The organism is Bacillus sp. GW823-FHT06B01 (assembly GCF_058952315.1).
This window is the reverse complement of sequence record NZ_JBXAHR010000008.1, coordinates 1-19,997: the sequence shown is the minus strand read 5'-3', so window position 1 is coordinate 19,997 and position 19,997 is coordinate 1. Positions and strand designations below refer to the sequence as shown.

Sequence of the window (19,997 nt, the reverse complement as noted above, 5' to 3'; positions counted from 1 at the left end):
ATGTGACTTTTATTCAATTTGAAGGTATGAAGAAAATGAGAGATAGGGCTATCCTACCTCTCATTAAATTCATTATTTATTACACTTGTAGCGCAACTTAGTACTTGATGTACTCTACCATGTCACCGTTTTCGTTAGGGAATACCTCTAAGTCAAGGTTGAACACAGATGGCTCACCGTCAGCTTTGAACTCTAAGTTGATATCAGATTTCATTTTAGCTTTGTGAATTACGATTTGGAACGCTTCGTCTTGACCAGTGTCAGCGTTACGTAATACAGTGTCACCAACAACTTTGTAGTAACCTGCGAACTTGTTAGCACTTACTACGATTTTCTCAGCACCAGTAGCTTTTGCGAACTGATAGAACACACGAGCTTTAACTGTTGAAGCAGGAGCTTGTACACCTTCTCCTTTTTGAGCAGGCGCTTTAAGAGCAATCTCTTTACCTGTTACAGTAAGCTCAAGTTGATTACCTTCTTCATCTAACGCAACTACTGTGTCAGCAATTGGTGTTTCAGCTAGAGAAGCTTTTGTAGTTCCTAGCACCATTGTCTCTGTTTTGAAGATGTTTGTAGCACCAGTAACAACGCCAGTACCATTAAGCATAGCTAATGTTTTCATTGATACTAAAGCATCTTGCATTTTCATATTTGCTTCCTTACTGTGAGACCAAGTTAACAGCTTTGAGTTACCTTTTCCACCTTTTGCAGAAGATTCCCCTGCTTTCGTCTCAACACCACTTGTTTTAAGTGTGTCTAGGAAAATTTCTGGTTTTCCTGCATTTGCTCCACCGATTGCGAAGAATGTAACGTCACATACTTCTTTAGCACCGTATTTGTTTAACATAAATTATTTCCTCCTAAAATTTCATTATTTATTACTCTTCAACCACGCTTGACCAATGCTGTAAATTCTTAATCTCAGCACCTTGAGTCATTGCTAGAATTGAAGTGTCATAACCATCAATAAGTTGTAATCTCTCATACTCGTCATATAGTTGTACGAGAGTTAAATCCCAAATATTAAATTTTGAGATTGTGTTAGATTTTGTGCTTACTGCACTTACGATTGAATAGAAATCAATATTCTGTGACGATTGATTCTCTTTTCTTTTGACTTCCTCTACCTTTTTCTTCCCTTTGTTAAGCTTCTCTAAAATCTTTCTTGTCTTCTCATCGACAGGATTCTCATTAGTCTGTTTGACAGTTTCATCTTGAATCATATTCTGTTGTTTTAATATCAGGATAGATTCATTGAATGCGCTTTCATCAATAAACAAGCCTTCTTCAAAAGCAATAGTATGAGTCTCTAAGTCGATAGCCATGTATGAAGCATTGAAAAAGTACTCTAAAGCTTCTATGTATGTAGCTTGAAACTCGTTCTCTTCCTGTGAACCAAGGATAATCTCATAGATTGTAAAATCTTTAAATTCATGCAAAGCTTCACTTTCTATCAAATCCTCTTTAGTAATCAACAATGTTCTCAATAAAGACATATGGTTCAAATACCCTCTTCGCACTATTTCTCTAAGAGTTTTAGGCTTGAGGAGAGCGTTTCCTACATAAAATCCATCACCCATAAGGCGTCTTAACTTATCATCAAATGGATTCCTAGATTTCGTTTGCAACAAAGTCTGTTACCTCAGCAAATAATCTGATTCCCGAAAATTTCTCATTAACCATTAGATGGGCAAATTCTATGAAGTGAAGTCTACCTACACCAGTAATACTTTTATCTCTGAAATGCTTCATAATCTCATCAGCGATGTCATACGGTCTCAACGATGGTTTCCCATCATTAATCAGCCATAGCGATTTAGCGATGATGATATCAAATACCACTAACGAATCACGTACAACTGTGTCTGTATTCATTTCACCACTGTAGTAGAAGACACGGACTTGAGAACCTTCTTGAAGAGTAGAATCTACATCAAAAGGAAAAGGGAATACTTTCGTCATAATAAGTTTCGTGCAATCGTACTTTTCACTGTCAACAAAGCTTTTACAAGTCAAAGGGTTGGAAACGTTGTTCTCTAGATATTTCGCTAGTGTCTTGTTATCTCTAACTAGACCGTCAATGATTCCAATTAGGTTCGTAGATAATCTGTTTTTCATCAATTCCACCAACCTCCTTTATTTTCATCTTGCTCTTTGTTTTCTGTCTCTTTGTCGGGTGCATTAACAACGATATCCAACGTGTACTTACAAAGTCCGTTTCCCTCGATTGTATGAGTAATGTTATCCATACCCGAAATCTCGTATCTCTGACCTTGGATGACGAATGTATCGTCAATTTCTAGCGTTCTCGTATCATCATTAATTTGCATATAAGCGAACATACCACCCTTTGGTACGTCCATATCCATTTTGGTTTTCGCTTCGATATCGTACATATCGAGCGTGTAGTACACTTGTACTTTTGCAGGTTGCTTGTACTTAATACCATTCTTTTCCCATTCAAGGTCATAGTTAGCTCTCTTCAATAGCGCTTTAGGTAGGATACCAACCTTTTGTGTATTGAAAATAAGCCAAGTAGAATTATCATTAAGTTCTACGACACCACCAAGAGGTAGCTTCGTATTTGGGAGAAACAGTGCTTCCAAATCTTCAATCCTATTACCTTTGGCTACACGAGCTTGATACTCTTCACCATCAATATGTATAATTTGAGCGTTTGAACTCTCCATTAACTTCCTGTGATAGAAGTCATCAGCATTTGTTCTTAATCTTCTACCGAATGGTTCACCTGCACGTCTTTTGTATCTTTCAAAGTAATCGCTCATTTTTACTCACCGCTTTGCATTGCTACTTCACGTATTTTCTTAATAAGACCAATACATTTGAATACTTCACGTTTGATTTCACGGTGAGAAATAACATCCTCTTTGATATAAATCTCTAGAGCTTTTAAAGTAGAAACTAACGTAACGTACTCTGCACTCATGCGAAGTTTATCAATCACACGATGTAAACCAAATACCTCAATAACTAGTGATTCGATGTTAGACGCTAGTCCGACATTTTTCTCTTCATATAGAGGGAGTATTTTATAAGTCTTATCAATCAACGATTCGCAATACGAGATGAATACTGGGTCTTTAACATCAATCATTTCGCCTTGTCCTCCGTATTTCTGATAGCGTAACTGTTCATAGCAGTCTGCACACGTCTTTCAATTTGCTTAGATAATTCCATAACTAGCTTCAAGTGATTCGCTTGTGACGTCATTCGGATGTCTTTATCGGTCAAGGCTTGGATGATAAGCTCATCTGTAGCCATTTTTGGCTTTAGAAATTCGAGTACCATCAACGTTGCCAAGATATCTTTTTCTTTCATCGTTAACTTCTCATTGAATCCTTCATCAGTCATGTCTTCTAAGTCTTTTGTGCATACTATAAAATTGCTAATCGCTAAATCTAAGTAGTCTTTTAAATCTTCCTCTAATTCTTCTTTTGTCAGCTTCGCAAAATCATAGCTATCAATTTTACCTAAAAATAGTTTGTAAATCTCTGAGAATGGGGTTGCCATATGTGTTCACCCCTTACTGAATTGTGTCGATGTCAATCGTGATACCTAAAGTGTCTTGAATCGCTTTAATCTTATAGATATCCTTTAATTCACCGCTTTCAAACTTTCGTGTTGACATGCCTGCGATTAATTGCGCCATACCAAGTGGAGCTTTTTTCATAATCTCAACCATTTCTTTAACATCTAGCTCAAAGAACTCTTCTAATTGCTTTTCATTTAAAACATGCTTGTACAACTCTGAATATCCTAAGTAGTCAACAACTTCATCGTCTAACATAATGAACCAGTTATCTCGTAAATATCGTGGGAATTGGTTCTTAATTGTGATTAATTCTCCGACACTCATCTCATTGGTTTGTCCATAATCAGTGAACGCCCAAGTCTCACCAGTTTTAGAAGATGTATATTCAACATGTCCCATAGTTCCATTCATGATAGTAATCATGCGCTCACGGTCAATCTGTCGCTTCTTCGGAGTTGAACCTCTCTTAATATCTCTTTCGATTTCTGCCATCTCTGCTTGTGATTCTTGGATAGCCTTAATTAATTTTGGTATTGTGAGAGATTTAACATCTGATTCTTCATAACCAAACTCATCAACCATAAACTGTACGAGTTCAGCTTTTTTCATAGTTTTTAACTCTGTAAGTTCTTTCATAAATCCTTTCCCCTTTTGCCTCATAAGTCTGTAAAATAAAACTACGCCCAACTATTAGCTGAGCGTAGCGTGCCAATCTTTAGATTAAGCTAGACGGTAGATACCGTAGTGTGTAGAACTCATTACTGAGATACCTTGCTTCATGATGAAGTCGTACTCAGCAGTTTGGTCAGCATTTTTACCTGCTTCTGTTTCCATGATGATTGCTTCACCTTCGTTAACGATTTTAACGAACTTGTCAATGCTTGTAGGAACAATCATTAAGAAGTTGTCATCAATCGCAAACTCGTGAGTACCGATTTTGTGAGATTGTGGAATTTCACGTAATTCGATACCTGCGATACGACCGAAGAAGCCAGTTGCATTGAACTCATCTTTCATGCGGTCAGATAGTAAAGCAGGAGAAATCTTGCTTAATGCTTTCTTAGTACCTAATACAATAGCTTGAGAGTCAGTAGCAGTTTCAACGTGAGAAACGATGTCTGTTAATGTATCTAACTCGAAGCTACCGCTACGTTGGTAAGGTGCTTTTAATTGGTCGTAAGAGTTGTAAACAGCCTCATACACATCGTTACGTAATTTAACTACGAATGATTTAGAGATTGAGTTAACTAATTCGCTCCAGTCTACACGTCCTGCTAAGAAACGGTGAAGTTCTTCGTACACTTTAACTTGGTAAGTTACTGGTGTAACTGTGAACTCGCTGTCGTCGATTAAGCGTTGACGTCTGTGGTTGCCGTGACCGTCAGCAGTTGTACTAATTTTGAACATGTGGTTAGAAGGTACTTTGAATACGTTAGTATCTCCCATTTTTAAGTTACGGATTTCAGCGAAACCTGAGAATTGCTCTTCTAATCCTTCACTTACTAGTACTTCTAAAGTTTCTTCGATTAATTCGAAAAGGTCATTCTTGTTTTTACGGAATTTCTTATAGCTAAATTTGCCATCTTCACACCCGATTTTCTCAAGCATTTCCTTTCGTAATACTTCTTGTGCTTCTGTTGCCGTGTAGTTAGACACACGGTTGTGGTATAAATCAATACCTAATTTTACAATTGCATTCATTATTATTTTTTCCTCCTAATAATTAATCTCCATTATTTTTTACACCTGTTGTGCTAGTGATTAAGCACGTTTTACTTTTAGTACTAAAGCTTCTCCGTCGATTACATCTAAGCTATCTTCTTCGATTACTTCGAATACTAGAGTTGACTTAGCTTCTTTACCTGCTTTTGTTAACTTCATAGAACCATCTACAGCAGGGATAACTTCGTCGCCTACTTTTACAGCGCCAACGAATAAGTCTTTAGTTAATGTGATTACATCACCTTTAGACATGCGGTAAGCTCGTGCAGGTTGATTTGCAGGAATGCGGAAATCACGTAGACGATATTTACGCTCGTCATACATCACCTCAGGTGCGTGGATTAATAGAACATCCTCTGTTGCGATATTTTCAGCAGTTGGAACTACAACTTCATGTACCTCACGGCTGTCAGCAACTTTCTTTCCTAATACTGTGAATAAACCATTTGTCATTTCTTTAGTGTGAACAACAGACTCTAAGTTACCGTTGTAACCACTAAGTACCTTATCTTTTCTTACAATTGCCATGTAATTTTTCCTCCTATTATTTTCATTATTTATTACATCTGTAATTATTTAGATAAATGCTTATCGAACAATCCACCATAAGCAGATTTTGATTCGTTAGCATCTTCTTCTTTGCTAAACTCTAAAGTCACAATCGACTTATCTTTACGAGTCTTATTTTGTAATGAGAATTTGGCTAATTTCTTACCAACTCGCTCATACAGCTTAGATTGAATTTGTTCTAGAGAATACTCATGAACACTATCAATTAAGTCTTGAATATCACCTTGCTCTAAACTAGCGAACTCTTCATTTTTAATTAGTTCTTTAACACTAGCCTCGTGCTTTTCTCGTAATACATTCGCTTTGAAAGTCTCTAATTCAGTATTAGAAGTTAGTAAATTGTCACGCTCTGTGGTAACTCGCTCTAATTCGGCTTGTGCTTCTGTGTAGAGAGCTTGGTAATCTACTTCTTGAACTTCCTCAACAACTTCTCCTGTAACAACTTCCTCTGCTACAGGCTCAACAGTTTCTTCAATAGTTTCTTGTACTTCAACTACTGTTTCTTCTGCTTCAACCTCAGCAACTTCCTCAGTTTCAGTTTCAGCTTCTTGAGTTTCTTCAACTACTTCTTCTTGTACTTCTTCAACGACTTCAACTGCTTCAACAGTCTCCTCAGTAACTTCTTCTGTAGTTACTTCCTCAACAACCGTTTCCTCAGCAGTTTCGCAAATGCATTCTACTTGAGTGCATTTTTCACACTTCACTTCTGACACCTCCGTTTCCTCAGACTCAGGTTTCAATGAGAACTTTAACTCGCCTAACATTTCAGCTAGCTCGTCCTTAAATCTATCTCGGTCTAAGCTGTAAGCTTTAATATCAGCAGATTCGAAGCATGGTCGAACATCATCACCAAGGATGCATAATGCTTGGAAGTTGAAATTAGTGATGTCATACATATCTTTTTCAGATACATAGTTTCCATCTTTAATATCAATCTCCATTGATTGACCTTTTCCTTCATCTACTACTTTCTTTGCTTCGGGATAACGTCCCGTCCATAGATAGATACCTTCGATACATAAGTAATCGTTCTTCTTACCGTTCTTTTCCTCTACTTCTTCCCAGTAAACCTTTGCTGATTCGGGAACAACACCATAAGGAACAGTCGTCTGAACCATTCTGTAATCATCTTCTGTAATCTCGATTTTTCCTCCATGACCTTTGAAATCTTCTTTCTCAGTGGAGAACTCACCAACTACAGGAATGTTATAAATGGAAGGTAGTGCTTTCTCTACGGCATCTTTATTGATAATAGTTTTGTTAAAATTATCACCCGTGTACATTACACGACATTTTGCTCTAGAGAACTGTGGGTTGACTTCTTCAACCTCGTAGAATTTTGCGTTAAATTCCATACGTTTAATCGTCTTTGTCATCCATTCACCTCCTTTCAAGTGATTGAGTAAAATATGAATTTTATTCTATTTCTTGAACTCGTTCGCTTCTCGCTCTTTGCTCTTCTCTGCTGACTCAGTTAGGTCACTACCTTCTTTCTCAGGTCGTCCACCTTTATCTGAGGCGTCATTTGCAGATTGAGTATGGCTACTAATTAACGGAACAAGTTTTTCATCAAGATTTAGGACTTCATTCTCTAACCATGCCATTGTTAATAATGAACTTGGATTTAGTCCTAATGTACTTGCGATAACATTTCTTAGTGGCATACCATATTGTCCACCCATTAATGCTTTATCAAATACATCGTCTTTGTTGTAATGAGTGATATCTAATAGAGTGATTTTCATATTCTTAGCTCTGTTTTTGAGCTTCCTATTAATCCATCTCTCTACTTGTCTTAGGAAGGCAAATGCAATCATTTCATCCGTCTTAACCGACTTATCCAACGCACCCGATGTCATCTTATCTGCACCGAATAACGTCTGTGGAACACCACTTGTATTCCAAAAGCCTGTTTCTGTTTTAGAAACCTTGTCGATATCCATCTTCTCATTGTCAAACTTAAATTCATCTACTTCCATCGGAGTAGTGATTACTCCAACCTGCTCAGGAACAACCTGTGAAATCTGATTGTGGAACAGCATCATTGTGTCGTAATCAATAGCGAAGTCATTGTTTAACTCACTATCTTTTCGGATAGGAAGTTTCTGTACTAAGATTTTGTAGTTTCCTAGTTCATCCTTCGTATCACGAAGTTTCTTAGCGACATCAATGTCGTAAACGCTTTCAAAAGTAGAAGCGAATGGAGGCATAACAAACTCCAAATCTTCGTTAGCCTTAATACAAATCGTTTGATATGTATCTAACTTTTGCCATCGTAGATTCTTCTTATCTTTCGTATAAGCAACATACTTCTCACGGAACTCATTCGGATATAATCGAATAACCTTCTTTCTACTATCAAAGTAAGAGAAGTCGAAAGCGAATGAATAACATCCGTCTTCAATAGCAATAATCTTGCAATACTTCGGATTCAACTTTTGAATGTAATAAGAGTCGCCTATTTCGTGTTCGTATCCATAGAATACGTCCTCTCTGAAACACGTCTTAGCAATCTTAGCCATCTCATGTCGGATATTCATATTAGAAAGGATTCTAAGAGCTTTATTGTAGTTCTTCATAATCTTATCTTTCTGTGAATCAAGCTTGTCCACATCAATGCCATATGGCTCTACAACGTATGTCCATAGTGGCAACTGTGAGAAGTAATCAATTAATCTCTTATACGGTGAACTAAACGTGTATAAGTAACGTGATACCTCAATTAGCTTGTCTTCATTCTTATCAGGGTTTTCAATCCATCTACGAATATCATCCTTAGTAAAGTTAAGTGATTTAGTTCTAGAACTCTCATTAATATCAATGTATTGTTCTACTAACTTAGCAAAGTTAATAGATTTCGTATCCATTGCACTAAATCTCTGATTCTTTTCATTTAAGTTAGGACTCTTTCTTTTCACACATCCACCTCCTATCTATGCAATTTGTATTTTGGTGCTTTGAACGCAAACATCTTCGAAATGTCAGTGATTGTCTCTCTTTGTCTCGATTTATTTTTACGTTCCAATAAGTGAATGTAGAATAATCCGTATTCCATCGCTGAGAATTTATCCTTGTTGATTTTCTTTGAAATCTGCTTAACAATCGTGTTATTACCCGACTGTGAATACTCAAGGTTCATAATTTCATCAGCTAATCTGTCTGTCATAACGAATGGTAGTAATTGCTTAGCTACCTGTATTGAATCGCTCTTCTTGTGAATATCTAATCGAGCTTGTGATTCAGTGTGTGGAATTTTAATATCATGGTTCGCAATAGAGTTCATGAATACGTTGTGAATGTCACTCGACTTTGTATCTTTGTTTGTAGATTTCAAAGCAAACACCATTGGAATACTGTTCTGACGCTTAAATCGGTCATAACGTTCATCGTTAACAACTGAATAAGGTGGGTTTTCATCAATCTCTAATACTAATTGGTCAATTAAACCAGTACCTAAACCGTTGGCATCGACTACTACCATTGATGCTTTGTATTCATTTACTTTCTTCTTGAGGAACAATGCTTGCTCCAAGAAGTGCGTTCCTTCCATGCTAAATACGTTTACTAAGTGTTTGATATATGTACCATCACCACGAGGGGTTATTTTAAATACACATAATGCAGATGTCGCATTGGCATTACCCTCAGAACGGGCAACGTCATAGCTCAGAATGTACTCTGCTGACCTATCCATATTGCGATACTCTGCTTTAGTTAACGTTCTACATTTTTGTAAATCTTCAATTGTAACTAGTGAGTTATCACTAGTACCTGTCCATATAGATTCGTATTCTCGTGCGAATGACATGGGATTGAATGTAGGCTGTAGTTTTAAGCTCTGAATGAACTCTTCATCTAACTGACCATATAGGCAACCTAATCTGTATCCTGCACCAAGTACGAATGATTTTCCGTAATTTAAATTACTTGGATTCACCATTTCATCTATTACTTCTTGTAGTTTTTCATAAGCGAAACTTTGCTTTGTACCACTCGTTGTAATATAGAACTGGAATTTATGTGGTTCATTTGGGTCTTTACCACCGCATGTTGCAATACGGTCATTCGCCATCATCGGAATTACTACTTCGTTAAGGACATCTTTCTTCATCGAATCATCGACAATCTCCTCAACTGCTCCACCGTTACGACGACCACCACGAGAACTCTGTGCTACTTGTACTACGTCTAGTGATGAGCCATTATGGAAAATAAGCTTCGTATAGTCATTTTGGAAGATGGTTTGCTTTACTTCCTTCTGTAGCAGAGGTAAGTGTTCCCAAATCCGCTCAATGTTCTCTTTCGCAATGTTTGACGCCTGCTGTTTCGTTGGTGCGGCGATAAACAAGTGCGTATCAGGGTACATTATGCATTTCAGATACATCGCTAAAATCTGTGTGTATGATTTTGCAGAACCACGAGTTAAAACGAAATAAACCTTCTGATAGCGGAATAGGATTCTAAGCATTATTCTTTGGTAGAAATAAAGCTTCACTTTGCTATTAGGAGGTCTAATGTGGTCTACGAATCTATCAGGGTAGCTTCGCCAATATTCACACCACTTACGCCAATCGGGTAAGGTCTCTTTGAATGATTTTACCGATGTTTGCTTCTTACTAGGGTCGTTATCAGGAACACTCCTAGTTTCAAAGTTTAATTTCTTATTATTTGTCTTCTTAGAAGCCACTTATTCCTCACCTTCCCTAAAATCATCGAGTTGTTTCTCGATATCAGGAGGGAGTTCAGTAAGTTGCTCCATACTGAATAAAGTTCTTGAATAATTTAATAGAATTAACAGCGTTTCATCTGCTAAATCTTTGTGTTCTGTGATTGGAGCAGGTTCGATAAATCCTTCACGTTCTACTTCTTCGAAAATTTGACTGAACGTTCGGATACCACTTGCTTCATCTGAACTCTTACGGTCTACTGGTCTGAAACCTGCTGATTTCATTGTTTCATCATAGGTCTTAGACATCTTCGTATACTCTGTAACAGCTCCACGCTCAAGGAACTTATCTAATTCTATGTTCATCTTGGACAACTGAATTAACAATCGTCTATGCTGTGGAGTAGACATATCATAGGATTTCTCCATGTCTTTATAAAATTTCTCTAATACGAGTAATTCATAATCTGTGTACTTTAAGCCCCATTTGAGCTTTAATTCATTTGTAATTTGGATACTATCATCCGAAATTACTACTTTAGGAGATTCCTGTGATATAACCTCTACATCCTCAAATGTGCTATCTTCATATGACATCTTCCTGTATTGAGGAAGTGAATTAATATTTTTGATATACACTCCAATTGGATTAGTCGGTTCACTCTCCAATGTTGATTCCCATGTATCATGTAGATACGGTTTATCCATCTTCATTAGGATGGATTTTAAGCTTCCTACTAAGTCTCGTTCATCCACTAGAGAGAACAAACACCCTTTACACATGGAAACATATCCATCTGCAAACAACGGACTCTGTGACTTATAGAAATTACGCAACGCCATCTCATTTGTACATTTAGAACAAACTTTTTTAGTGGGTTTATTAACCCCCTTTTTGACTGTGACCTTCGCCATAGTTAATCTTCCTTTCCGTTTAAAAGCATTAAAAAAGCACACGAGACAACCTCATGTACTTGAAAATACTTCTAATTAATTTGTAGGTTCACTTCAATTGGAATAATCTTTCCATCACCACGTACAACAATAACTCCTTGAGATGCATCAGACATCCCTTTGAAGTTTCGTGCGTAGTCATTGCGTCCCATTAAGCTACCAAAGTAAATCTCTTTCTTAGAGAAGTTACGGTCAATAACTTTGTGACTGTGGAAGTGTCCCATTACAAGAGCTGTTAATTCTACGTTATCCATAGATTCATGCGATGCGATTTTGTTTGCATCTGCTTGCTTCTCTTTGTCTCCGTGAACGAATTTGATGTAAGTGTCTTTCCCGAATTTCTTCAAGATTGAATAATTGTAATCTGTATTATCAATTAAACTTAATCGTGGAATATTCGCCATCTCAACAAACGTCTTAATGCTCTCATAAATAACTGCTGTCACATTATCACCTGTGATTACACTGTCTTTGTGTGACTGCATTCTGTCGTGATTACCACTTGTCAAACCAAGCTCTACATTGCAGTAGGCTGTTAGAGATACTACGAAATCAATTACTAAACGTGTTGCTTTATTGATTTGTTCCGCCATATTGAACTCACATTCAAATGGTTGGTTTGTAGGTCTCATTGAGATTTGCTCGATGATATCACCATTATGTATTACCGTTACGTCATTAACATTGAATGTCTTAACGTAGTAAAGAACTTCTTCTTTCATCTTCTCTAAGCGTTTCTTAGCGATTTCGAAGTTGTAGTCATTTCCATAAACACCCTCGACAACTGCTCCCACATGCCAATCTTGTAAGCAAACTACTAATTCGTTTTCACGTCTCTCTAATTTACCTTTGTAAGCATATTCGGGAACTTCAATAACACAGTTATCTAACATCGCATCTCGAACTTCTTCTGCAATTGTATGGAAGTCAGCTAAATCACGTTTAGCTTTATTCAAATCACGAAGAACAATTTGGTTCTCACGTTTTTCTTGATACATTTCACCAACCATATTGCGAATAGATTCTAATTTAGATGTAGAAACCATATCAGCATGTTTCTTAACAGGTACTAATTTACCAATCTTCTTCTGATAGTCTTTTACAAGACAACGATATGCCTCGTTTACATCTGAGTTTTCGAATCCTTCTTGTTTCATAAGTTCACGATGTTTTGACCAAACAACACGTCTACTAGGACTCATTTCTTGTAATTGAAGTTTAATTTCCACTGCTGTTTCTAAGTGTTCCTGTGATACTTCAACTACTTCGTCCTTTTTGTTCGTGTAGCGTCTCATCTTAGTATTCCGCCTCATCATTTGGCTCATTTAAAACCTTGTCCAATTTAATAGTGAATGAAATCTCAGCTCCATTAAATTTAGCTAGCTCACTATCAATATGGATATCTCCAAGGCAAACACCTTTTTTATCATATTCTGTGATAATTCGATTCTCAGCATCTAGTAAACCTTTTACACTAATCGTGTGTGTCTCTTTTGCCATGTCTACATTTCCCCTTTTTCTCATAATCCATTACGGTAAATGAAATTTTACCGACCTATATACAACAAAAAAGACACCTATCTCGGTGTCGTATAATACAGAAAATATATTATGTTATTGTATATAATATTATATAATGTATTCGTACATTTAAATTCTAAATAAGAGTGCAGGCTAGCGGAGTCGAACCACTATTAAAACCATAACCTACATATTTGGCACGCCCTCTAGGACTCGAACCTAGAATAGAAGTTTTGGAGACTTCTGTGTTACCAATTACACTAAAGGCGCATGACACCTTGCCGTTTATATTTAGTAGGAACGGCTAGGGTAGAAACCTACATACATTTGAAAAACTCACACAAGAAGTGCAGGAAACTCATGTGAGGTTGCACTTTTTCATATTTAGTTGTCTATAATGTTCGCATAAACCATCGTCAACGAACTCTATCGCTCCCACACTTGCCTTCAATATGAGAAACAGAGCGACTTTCCAATGTCTACCGTTGGTGGGTTGGTATCCTTGTCCCACATCTCTTAGTAATTAAGCTTTTTTTAAGACTCGAACCGTTAATACGCTAGCATGTATTGTCACGTATTCAAGCGTGATAGCTACCTCTTCTATCCTCAACGGTGACTGCGATGATAGCAAGCAGATAAGACAATCTCTTATCGGGATGGATAATGGTATCTTTAAATCGTCCCCCATTCGGGAATGATGCAGTTGCCTTTGCACCTGACTAATTTTTTAGGCTTAGTCCACCTTTAATGGAGGGAGAGAGGCTCGAACTCTCGCTACCTTTAAATAGGTACTAACAGTTTAGCAAACTGTCCTCTTCACCAACTTGAGTACCCCTCCAAGATAAAATCCAATTCCGTAAAAACAGAACTGGTCTTGCGTAGGCTGAGATTAAACCTCGCATTGAGTGCCTTTAGAAAGATTATATCTTCCTCTCTTATCCACGTAATCCTCTTTTGGAGCAATTACGTATCACTCACAACCGCACGTTTTAATTAGTCGCTGTGCATTCTGCGACCTGTTACACTACTACTCAATAGCTCCTATTCTGTCAACGTTGCCACGCTATTAATCTCTGCTAAGAGAACCATGCAATTCACTATCAAACAATCAGAGTTTTGCGAACTCATCATGCTCCTCATTCAACTTTCGTTGTGGGGATTTAGGTTGCCTTCGTAATGTAAGGAGACAGGCTTTCGCTTGTATGAATTTTAATTAGTCATATATTAATCATCTTTTTAGATTACCATATCTAATACCTGTATTAGTCTCTGTGACCGAAGACGTGCTGTCTCAGTGGCTTCGTAATCTTTTGGATTACAAAATACCACACGCCTTCATGTTCTTTCGCCAACTAGCTACTCAAACCGTAATCAAAGTTACTTTGGCTTTCGACCATTTCGCTTTCACTACTGACTGTCGCCCTTGCTTGTTAGACTCGGACTGTACAATCTCTCGATTCACTCTCGTTTCTTCATTACTTTAGCGTGGAGTGTATTGGTGCTAACCAATACTGCTACTACATCGTTGACCTCGTAGCGTTTTCTCCGTAATTTCACGAAACTATCACCATCATCACAATGATGACTTAGGAGTGTCGATTGTGCTTGGATTGACCGTTTACACGGTGGCAACTTGTCACATTGCCTTTACGCAACTCACGTTACGCTATCAGAGCCAAGCCTCGAAGTAAAGATGCACCTTGTAGGGTTCGAACCTACATATAACGGCTGTTTAGGCGGTCTGCTTTCACTTTAAGCTAAAGATGCATATTGAAGGGAGGGAGGAGTTTATCGGACTCGAACCGATTACGCCTTGACTACGCCAAGTGTTTTGCCTGTTAAACTAAAACTCCATATGGTGGCAGGGGTAGGACTCGAACCTACGAACTCGATTGAGGGGAGATTTACAGTCTCCTGTCATTGCCACTAGACTACCCTGCCATAATAAACTAGCACCCCTAGAGAGATTCGAACTCCCGACTCACGGGGTAGAAACCCGTTGCTCTATCCACTGAGCTATAGGGGTAAAAATGATGTGGTATGAGAGAATCGAACTCTCATCTTCTGATTGGAAGTCAGAAATCATAGCCATTAGACCAATACCACATGCTACAAAACTAAGAGGAGAGTGGGATTTGAACCCACGAATAATAGGGTTGCAACCTACCGTGTTAAGCCTCTTCACCATCTCCTCATAAAATGATACCGACTAATGGATTTGAACCACTGACCTCCGCCTTATCAAGACGTTGCTCTACCTCTGAGCTAAATCGGCATGGTAGCGCATAGGGGATTCGAACCCCTGTATGCTCGATAGAAAGTCGAGTGTGTTAGACCGCTTCACCAATGCGCCATAATGGATGCTTGTTTTGATATCATAGGTCAAGCAGAACCTACCGCTTTGCGTACCGAATCGTAGATTAACGACGTGGAATCGGTAAAAACGTCAATGCCGACTGTAGGAATCGAACCCACGACCTGTTGCTTACAAGGCAACCGCTCTAACCTGCTGAGCTAAGTCGGCTTAAAGGAGCTGTTATGTTTTTTACGTGGCGCTACTCCCCTGCGTCCACATCATTCAAGTTTTTCCGTTGCTTGCCAACTAGCTAGCTCCCGTAGTCTAGCAAGAATTTTAAAGCCCACGTTTTATGACTTATTGTCACAGGTAGTGGAACACCCATCTTTCCTCTAATCCTATGTAAGCTGTTACCCTCAACATAAGACGACCTTTCGGAAGGGTCTTTCATCTGCATAATCTGCATATCAGCATGGAGAGAATCGAACTCTCATTCATGGATTCACAGTCCACTGCGTTACCATTACGCCACACACTGGAAACTAGATACTAAAACTAGGCTAATATCTAGTTTCCAAAGCATGGACTTTGGTCGATTTCCAAGGAAGGCTTCGAACCTCCAAACTCTAGCTTCAAAGGCTAGTGACTTTACCAATTCGTCTACTCGGAAATAATGGCGGTGCATACGGGATTCGAACCCGTGCTACTTGGTAGACAGCCAAGTGTGTTAACCTCTACACTAATGCACCATAAAAGCATCCACTAAGGATGCGAAATATTAAATACTAACTAAACCTTGAATATTCTTTCTTAAAACATCATTCTCAGCTTTACTTGTTTTTGCATCTTCTACAAAGGATTGTAGATTAGCAATTTCAGCCTGAGCTTCCTTGATTACTTCGTCTAAATGTGCATCAGAAGCATCAATATCTTCAATCGCTTTTACAAATACTTCTTGGGCAGATTGTGTTTTAGCTTGAGCTTTTTTAATTCTTTTACCGTGTAAATCTCTTTTAATCATAATTCCCTTCCCCTTTTTCTCCGTTTTAAAATAATCGGGATGGCAGGACTTGAACCTACGGCATCCACACCCCAAATGTGGCACTCTACCAAACTGAGCTACATCCCGATGGAAGCAGGAGGTGAGTCACGACCTCATAAACAACCCGTTAGTTGCCTCCTGCATGGCGCACCTAGATGGATTCGAACCACCAACCAAAGAGTTAACAGCTCTCTGCTCTACCATTGGAGCTATAGGTGCAAAAAACGAGATAATAGAGAATCATCTCTACTACCTCGTTAACTTGTAATCTCTATGAGATTTAATTGTGAATTAACGTACTGAATCTTTTAAAGCTTGAGAAGCCTTGAACTTAGGTACATGCTTTTCAGCAACTTGTACTTCTTCACCAGTTTTCGGGTTACGTGCTGTACCTGCTTCTTTGAATTGACGTGTGAACGTTCCTAAACCTGCAACTTTAACTGCACCGTGTTCTTTCATACCTTCTACAATAGCACCTGTTACTGTGTCTACCACACGACGAGCGTCAGCTTGATTTAATTTAAGACCCATTTCCTCACGTAAAGTTCCTTGTACCTCTTTAGCTAATAATTGTGTATTCATTCTTTCATTTCTCCTTTTTCTCATTAAAATTTAGTATTTTGTAGTTATTAAAATTCATTATTTATTACACTTGTGACAAATTAAGAATCAAACTTGTCACTCTCTAAGCCGATTGCTGATTTATCAGATTCAGATAGAGTTGAGAAGTTGATGTTTTTATCATCAAACTTATGTAACTTTCTCACTTTGTTGTGAGACATAACCTCTTTATCTTCCTTATTCTTCATTTCTTCTTCTTTGTGCCATACAATGTAATTGGATAGGCTGTCTAAGAAGTACTTAACAGGATTACTATTCCAGTTTTTGTTGATTTCAGTTTCATACTTTCCAATCAACTCATTAACTTTCATCATCTTCTCCTCTAAAGTAATGGAAGTTTTAAGTTCAATAGTTTCTCCAATTGGTGATAAAATCTTCATTTTATTTAACCCTCTCATTTATTATGTCATTTAGTAGGTATGTTTCAGGCAGTTTTTTGTCGCACTTTTTTACACTTCTTACAATCATGCTTAAAACCGTCTTTACTCTTCTTATCTTTTGCGAAGAAACTTTCTGTAACTGGTAGTTCCTCTTCACACTCTCGACACTTCTTTGTAACCGCTTTCAAAATAGTATGGTTAATGTACTTCTTCCACTCTAACTCATTCTCTTTTGCGATTGATTTGTAGATTGTATTTAGCATTTTTCTAGCGCCACTCTCATCCACACCTGTTTCCATCCTACCAATGTCAGCGAATGAGTAGCCTCTTGATACCAAGTCAATTAGCATCATTTGACGTTCATTAAAGTTACACTTCTTAATTAATGTTTCTAATGAAGCATATAGTGCAACCAACTCTTGATTTAGATGCTGTGAGTTACCTGCAACATCGAAGTTATCGTCTTTCTCATCATCGAAATATGGATTAACCGTATCCATAAACTCTATTAACCATCTAATTGCATTTTCATCAGAGAGGTTTACTTGTTGAAAGTTACGCTCTCTTGCATGGATATCTATGCTTACCGCACCTATGATAACCCTCTCCCTTCAATTCATAACAAAAAGAGACCGAAATGATTTCGCTCTCTCAATGTTTATTATTCGTTTCATTTGTTAAATCAATATTATCATTATTTTTTACACTTGTCAAACTAGCTTTGATTCACAGTGTTTTAAGCCGTTTTTGCCAATGTACCTAATTCTTCTAGCAACTCTCCTAAGAAGCTTTTACGTTTCGTACTAGCAACTTTCCTGATTCCACTGTTCATAGCATCAACCTGTGTCAGTGCAATCAGATACTTCTTAGCTCGTGTCCATCCTGTATATAATAGGTTGGCATTTAATTGGTACGTATGTGACTTGTCGGCTATTACCATAACAACTGGTGAACCACTTCCCTGCGATTTATGGATAGTCATACAATAAGAATGTACAATCTTAGAGATATCATTGAAGCTGATTGGAACGTTTGCACAGTCAACGAAGTCGATGATTACTACCTTATCTTCCTTATTGATGTCTACAATCCTTCCTGTATCTCCATTAAAGATATCAACTGTAACACCTTCTGAAATTTCAAGGTCATATGTATTGGCGATATTCATTACGAAATCCCCTACTCGGTACGTGACCTCGCCCATTTTAGTATTAACTGTATGCTCTTTCTTGTTATCACTTGGCGGATTAGCAAGTTCCTGTAGGTGTTTATTAATCTCAAACACCCCTAAGTCACCTTTCCTTGTCGGAGATAGAACCATGATATCCTCGGCATCGAATCGTTCAAGCATCTTCTTATAATAGAACTTATAACCGTCAACTATATGACGTGGCTGAGCAAGGTGGATAATTGCATCCTTACCGAATCGAAGCTTACCACTTTGATTACTAGATAAGACCTTCTCTCCTTCACGTATCTTAGTTGCAATATCTAAGACACCGCCATCTTTTTGTCGGAATACTACTGTTAGCTTCGTTACTGGGAATACATCTGAATTGATGCAATCATATAAGAAGTTACCGATTTGTACGGATGGTAACTGGAAGTCATCACCGATAAATACAATACGTGCATTTGAGTTATCAATGCCTCTTAGTAACTGTCGTACAAGGAAAATATCACACATAGATGATTCATCTACAAGGATTACATCGTGAGAAATCATTGATGGTTCGTCTCCCATATCACGTACACCTAGCGCTCTATGTATAGTAGAAGCATCTTGACCTGTGTAAGCTGAAAGTACTTTACTTGCCTTCCCAGTTGGAGCAAGAAGTTTAACATTCAACCCTATCTTCTTGGTCATTTCTAATAGAATAGTTTGTAAGAATGACTTACCACAACCTGCATATCCAATAAGGAAATTAATGTTGTACTTCGCAAAGTTATGGAAGAAGCTTCTCTGCTCATCCGTAAGAGAAATATCATGTTCTTTACAATATCCATCTAAGAACGCATCCACATCGAATCCTTCAATTGATTTAGATTCAAAGTGTCGAGCAGTCAACGACTCTGCTACAAACTGTTCTGCTTCATAAACTCTTCGTAGTGTTACTCTGCGTTCATTGATAATCATTACAACGCTCTTATCTCCTTCTGCAAAAGAAACAAGGCACTCTTCGATGATTGATTTGTTGATTGCAAGTAGCTTCTGTGCTTCTTGAATGAGTATCTTCCTATTAATATAGGCGTTACCCTTTCCGTTCTCCTCACCGATACAATAGACGATACACGACTTGATACGATGTGGGCTTTCAAGCGGAATACCCATTTGTTTAGCTATAGCATCTGCTTTAGTAAACCCGATTCCTTGAACCTTAGTCAACATATATGGGTTCTCTTCTAGCTTCTGAATTAACAGTGCAGGAGATTCAAACTCTTTAATCAGCTTTGCTACCATACTGAACTTTATATCATATGTATTGAGCCAAACAAATAACTCTTCTAGTTCTAGATTGTCTTCAATCTTCTTTTTAATCTTTTGATACATCTTCTCGCCTAAGCCTTTGACTTTGTTATAATCAAAATTGTCCTCTTGGATTAACTTGATTACATCTTGGTCAGGATAAGCCTCATAGATATTTTCCACCTGCAATGCAGTTAGAACTTGT

20 protein-coding genes and 16 tRNA genes are annotated in these 19,997 nt (G+C 37.8%); all 36 read right to left on the bottom strand.

Annotated elements, in window-relative coordinates; genetic code table 11:
- Positions 1 to 97: 97 nt before the first annotated feature.
- Positions 98 to 847, bottom strand: a complete 750-nt coding sequence (locus AC1Q8N_RS25900; RefSeq protein ID WP_098392944.1) for a YomU family phage tail tube protein — start codon at positions 845 to 847, stop codon at positions 98 to 100.
- 31 nt (positions 848 to 878) lie between these two features.
- Positions 879 to 1,580 carry a hypothetical protein gene (locus AC1Q8N_RS25895; protein ID WP_141533784.1) on the bottom strand — a complete coding sequence of 234 codons (702 nt, stop codon included), beginning with the start codon at positions 1,578 to 1,580 and terminating at the stop codon, positions 879 to 881.
- A 31-nt stretch (positions 1,581 to 1,611) separates the two neighbouring features.
- Entirely contained in the window at positions 1,612 to 2,118 is a 507-nt protein-coding gene (locus AC1Q8N_RS25890; RefSeq protein ID WP_098392942.1) for a YomW family phage-derived protein, read from the bottom strand.
- Complete coding sequence (locus AC1Q8N_RS25885) at positions 2,118 to 2,786, bottom strand: hypothetical protein (protein WP_493521430.1); 669 nt, start codon at positions 2,784 to 2,786, stop codon at positions 2,118 to 2,120. The genes AC1Q8N_RS25890 and AC1Q8N_RS25885 overlap by 1 nt, the downstream gene beginning before the upstream one ends.
- 2 nt (positions 2,787 to 2,788) lie before the next feature.
- A complete protein-coding gene (locus AC1Q8N_RS25880; RefSeq protein ID WP_098392940.1) occupies positions 2,789 to 3,115 on the bottom strand; it encodes a hypothetical protein in 327 nt (108 codons plus the stop codon).
- Positions 3,112 to 3,531 carry a hypothetical protein gene (locus AC1Q8N_RS25875; protein WP_016094968.1) on the bottom strand — a complete coding sequence of 140 codons (420 nt, stop codon included), beginning with the start codon at positions 3,529 to 3,531 and terminating at the stop codon, positions 3,112 to 3,114. Before AC1Q8N_RS25875 ends, AC1Q8N_RS25880 begins: the two co-directional genes overlap by 4 nt.
- A gap of 13 nt (positions 3,532 to 3,544) precedes the next feature.
- The gene (locus tag AC1Q8N_RS25870) at positions 3,545 to 4,213 is read right to left on the bottom strand and encodes a hypothetical protein (protein WP_141533782.1); all 669 of its coding nucleotides are present in this window, start codon (positions 4,211 to 4,213) and stop codon (positions 3,545 to 3,547) included.
- Positions 4,214 to 4,273: 60 nt separating this feature from the next.
- The gene (locus AC1Q8N_RS25865; RefSeq protein ID WP_098392937.1) at positions 4,274 to 5,254 is read right to left on the bottom strand and encodes a YonB family capsid-like protein; all 981 of its coding nucleotides are present in this window, start codon (positions 5,252 to 5,254) and stop codon (positions 4,274 to 4,276) included.
- 60 nt (positions 5,255 to 5,314) lie between these two features.
- Positions 5,315 to 5,803, bottom strand: a complete 489-nt coding sequence (locus AC1Q8N_RS25860; RefSeq protein ID WP_098392936.1) for a hypothetical protein — start codon at positions 5,801 to 5,803, stop codon at positions 5,315 to 5,317.
- Between the two features lie 44 nt (positions 5,804 to 5,847).
- Positions 5,848 to 7,221: a hypothetical protein gene (locus tag AC1Q8N_RS25855; protein WP_098640078.1), complete on the bottom strand. Its 1,374-nt coding sequence runs from the start codon at positions 7,219 to 7,221 to the stop codon at positions 5,848 to 5,850.
- A gap of 45 nt (positions 7,222 to 7,266) precedes the next feature.
- Positions 7,267 to 8,763, bottom strand: coding sequence for a hypothetical protein (locus tag AC1Q8N_RS25850; protein WP_098640079.1), 1,497 nt, complete (start codon positions 8,761 to 8,763; stop codon positions 7,267 to 7,269).
- Between the two features lie 11 nt (positions 8,764 to 8,774).
- Entirely contained in the window at positions 8,775 to 10,532 is a 1,758-nt protein-coding gene (locus AC1Q8N_RS25845; RefSeq protein ID WP_098392932.1) for a terminase large subunit domain-containing protein, read from the bottom strand.
- On the bottom strand, positions 10,533 to 11,426 hold the full coding sequence (locus tag AC1Q8N_RS25840) for a YonG family phage-derived protein (RefSeq protein WP_098392931.1): 894 nt from the start codon (positions 11,424 to 11,426) through the stop codon (positions 10,533 to 10,535).
- A 71-nt stretch (positions 11,427 to 11,497) separates the two neighbouring features.
- Positions 11,498 to 12,760 carry a hypothetical protein gene (locus tag AC1Q8N_RS25835; protein ID WP_098640081.1) on the bottom strand — a complete coding sequence of 421 codons (1,263 nt, stop codon included), beginning with the start codon at positions 12,758 to 12,760 and terminating at the stop codon, positions 11,498 to 11,500.
- 1 nt (position 12,761) lies between these two features.
- Entirely contained in the window at positions 12,762 to 12,965 is a 204-nt protein-coding gene (locus tag AC1Q8N_RS25830) for a YonK family protein (RefSeq protein WP_098392929.1), read from the bottom strand.
- 216 nt (positions 12,966 to 13,181) lie between these two features.
- Positions 13,182 to 13,256: transfer RNA gene (locus AC1Q8N_RS25825), tRNA-Trp, on the bottom strand.
- A gap of 478 nt (positions 13,257 to 13,734) precedes the next feature.
- Positions 13,735 to 13,824 (bottom strand) — tRNA-Ser (locus AC1Q8N_RS25820).
- Between the two features lie 856 nt (positions 13,825 to 14,680).
- Positions 14,681 to 14,753: transfer RNA gene (locus tag AC1Q8N_RS25815), tRNA-Phe, on the bottom strand.
- Positions 14,754 to 14,768: 15 nt separating this feature from the next.
- Positions 14,769 to 14,839 (bottom strand) — tRNA-OTHER (locus AC1Q8N_RS25810).
- A gap of 3 nt (positions 14,840 to 14,842) precedes the next feature.
- Positions 14,843 to 14,927, bottom strand: a tRNA-Tyr gene (locus tag AC1Q8N_RS25805).
- Between the two features lie 12 nt (positions 14,928 to 14,939).
- Positions 14,940 to 15,012, bottom strand: a tRNA-Arg gene (locus tag AC1Q8N_RS25800).
- 8 nt (positions 15,013 to 15,020) lie between these two features.
- Positions 15,021 to 15,092, bottom strand: a tRNA-Gly gene (locus tag AC1Q8N_RS25795).
- A 14-nt stretch (positions 15,093 to 15,106) separates the two neighbouring features.
- Positions 15,107 to 15,180, bottom strand: a tRNA-Cys gene (locus AC1Q8N_RS25790).
- Positions 15,181 to 15,189: 9 nt separating this feature from the next.
- Positions 15,190 to 15,261: transfer RNA gene (locus AC1Q8N_RS25785), tRNA-Ile, on the bottom strand.
- Between the two features lies 1 nt (position 15,262).
- Positions 15,263 to 15,339 (bottom strand) — tRNA-Glu (locus AC1Q8N_RS25780).
- 97 nt (positions 15,340 to 15,436) lie between these two features.
- Positions 15,437 to 15,510, bottom strand: a tRNA-Thr gene (locus AC1Q8N_RS25775).
- Positions 15,511 to 15,749: 239 nt separating this feature from the next.
- Positions 15,750 to 15,820: transfer RNA gene (locus AC1Q8N_RS25770), tRNA-His, on the bottom strand.
- A 58-nt stretch (positions 15,821 to 15,878) separates the two neighbouring features.
- Positions 15,879 to 15,952, bottom strand: a tRNA-Gln gene (locus AC1Q8N_RS25765).
- A 4-nt stretch (positions 15,953 to 15,956) separates the two neighbouring features.
- Positions 15,957 to 16,031 (bottom strand) — tRNA-Asp (locus AC1Q8N_RS25760).
- 29 nt (positions 16,032 to 16,060) lie between these two features.
- Positions 16,061 to 16,303: a hypothetical protein gene (locus AC1Q8N_RS25755; protein ID WP_098392928.1), complete on the bottom strand. Its 243-nt coding sequence runs from the start codon at positions 16,301 to 16,303 to the stop codon at positions 16,061 to 16,063.
- Between the two features lie 34 nt (positions 16,304 to 16,337).
- Positions 16,338 to 16,411 (bottom strand) — tRNA-Pro (locus tag AC1Q8N_RS25750).
- A 56-nt stretch (positions 16,412 to 16,467) separates the two neighbouring features.
- Positions 16,468 to 16,543 (bottom strand) — tRNA-Asn (locus AC1Q8N_RS25745).
- A gap of 72 nt (positions 16,544 to 16,615) precedes the next feature.
- Positions 16,616 to 16,906 carry an HU family DNA-binding protein gene (locus AC1Q8N_RS25740; RefSeq protein WP_176523185.1) on the bottom strand — a complete coding sequence of 97 codons (291 nt, stop codon included), beginning with the start codon at positions 16,904 to 16,906 and terminating at the stop codon, positions 16,616 to 16,618.
- A gap of 80 nt (positions 16,907 to 16,986) precedes the next feature.
- On the bottom strand, positions 16,987 to 17,343 hold the full coding sequence (locus AC1Q8N_RS25735) for a hypothetical protein (RefSeq protein ID WP_493521429.1): 357 nt from the start codon (positions 17,341 to 17,343) through the stop codon (positions 16,987 to 16,989).
- A 26-nt stretch (positions 17,344 to 17,369) separates the two neighbouring features.
- Positions 17,370 to 17,825: a hypothetical protein gene (locus AC1Q8N_RS25730; protein ID WP_098392925.1), complete on the bottom strand. Its 456-nt coding sequence runs from the start codon at positions 17,823 to 17,825 to the stop codon at positions 17,370 to 17,372.
- A 236-nt stretch (positions 17,826 to 18,061) separates the two neighbouring features.
- Positions 18,062 to 19,997 (bottom strand): AAA family ATPase (locus AC1Q8N_RS25725; protein ID WP_493521428.1); only part of this gene is annotated, 1,936 nt, incomplete at its 5' end.

What these genes read in the sequence shown, in the direction of transcription:
- AC1Q8N_RS25900 (WP_098392944.1), bottom strand. Translation starts at nt 847, where the DNA reads ATGTTAAACAAATACGGTGCTAAAGAAGTATGTGACGTTACATTCTTC.
- AC1Q8N_RS25895 (WP_141533784.1), bottom strand. Translation starts at nt 1,580, where the DNA reads ATGGGTGATGGATTTTATGTAGGAAACGCTCTCCTCAAGCCTAAAACT.
- AC1Q8N_RS25890 (WP_098392942.1), bottom strand. Translation starts at nt 2,118, where the DNA reads ATGAAAAACAGATTATCTACGAACCTAATTGGAATCATTGACGGTCTA.
- AC1Q8N_RS25885 (WP_493521430.1), bottom strand. Translation starts at nt 2,786, where the DNA reads ATGAGCGATTACTTTGAAAGATACAAAAGACGTGCAGGTGAACCATTC.
- AC1Q8N_RS25880 (WP_098392940.1), bottom strand. Translation starts at nt 3,115, where the DNA reads ATGATTGATGTTAAAGACCCAGTATTCATCTCGTATTGCGAATCGTTG.
- AC1Q8N_RS25875 (WP_016094968.1), bottom strand. Translation starts at nt 3,531, where the DNA reads ATGGCAACCCCATTCTCAGAGATTTACAAACTATTTTTAGGTAAAATT.
- AC1Q8N_RS25870 (WP_141533782.1), bottom strand. Translation starts at nt 4,213, where the DNA reads ATGAGGCAAAAGGGGAAAGGATTTATGAAAGAACTTACAGAGTTAAAA.
- AC1Q8N_RS25865 (WP_098392937.1), bottom strand. Translation starts at nt 5,254, where the DNA reads ATGAATGCAATTGTAAAATTAGGTATTGATTTATACCACAACCGTGTG.
- AC1Q8N_RS25860 (WP_098392936.1), bottom strand. Translation starts at nt 5,803, where the DNA reads ATGGCAATTGTAAGAAAAGATAAGGTACTTAGTGGTTACAACGGTAAC.
- AC1Q8N_RS25855 (WP_098640078.1), bottom strand. Translation starts at nt 7,221, where the DNA reads ATGACAAAGACGATTAAACGTATGGAATTTAACGCAAAATTCTACGAG.
- AC1Q8N_RS25840 (WP_098392931.1), bottom strand. Translation starts at nt 11,426, where the DNA reads ATGGCGAAGGTCACAGTCAAAAAGGGGGTTAATAAACCCACTAAAAAA.
- AC1Q8N_RS25835 (WP_098640081.1), bottom strand. Translation starts at nt 12,760, where the DNA reads ATGAGACGCTACACGAACAAAAAGGACGAAGTAGTTGAAGTATCACAG.
- AC1Q8N_RS25830 (WP_098392929.1), bottom strand. Translation starts at nt 12,965, where the DNA reads ATGGCAAAAGAGACACACACGATTAGTGTAAAAGGTTTACTAGATGCT.
- AC1Q8N_RS25755 (WP_098392928.1), bottom strand. Translation starts at nt 16,303, where the DNA reads ATGATTAAAAGAGATTTACACGGTAAAAGAATTAAAAAAGCTCAAGCT.
- AC1Q8N_RS25740 (WP_176523185.1), bottom strand. Translation starts at nt 16,906, where the DNA reads ATGAATACACAATTATTAGCTAAAGAGGTACAAGGAACTTTACGTGAG.
- AC1Q8N_RS25735 (WP_493521429.1), bottom strand. Translation starts at nt 17,343, where the DNA reads ATGAGAGGGTTAAATAAAATGAAGATTTTATCACCAATTGGAGAAACT.
- AC1Q8N_RS25730 (WP_098392925.1), bottom strand. Translation starts at nt 17,825, where the DNA reads ATGGATACGGTTAATCCATATTTCGATGATGAGAAAGACGATAACTTC.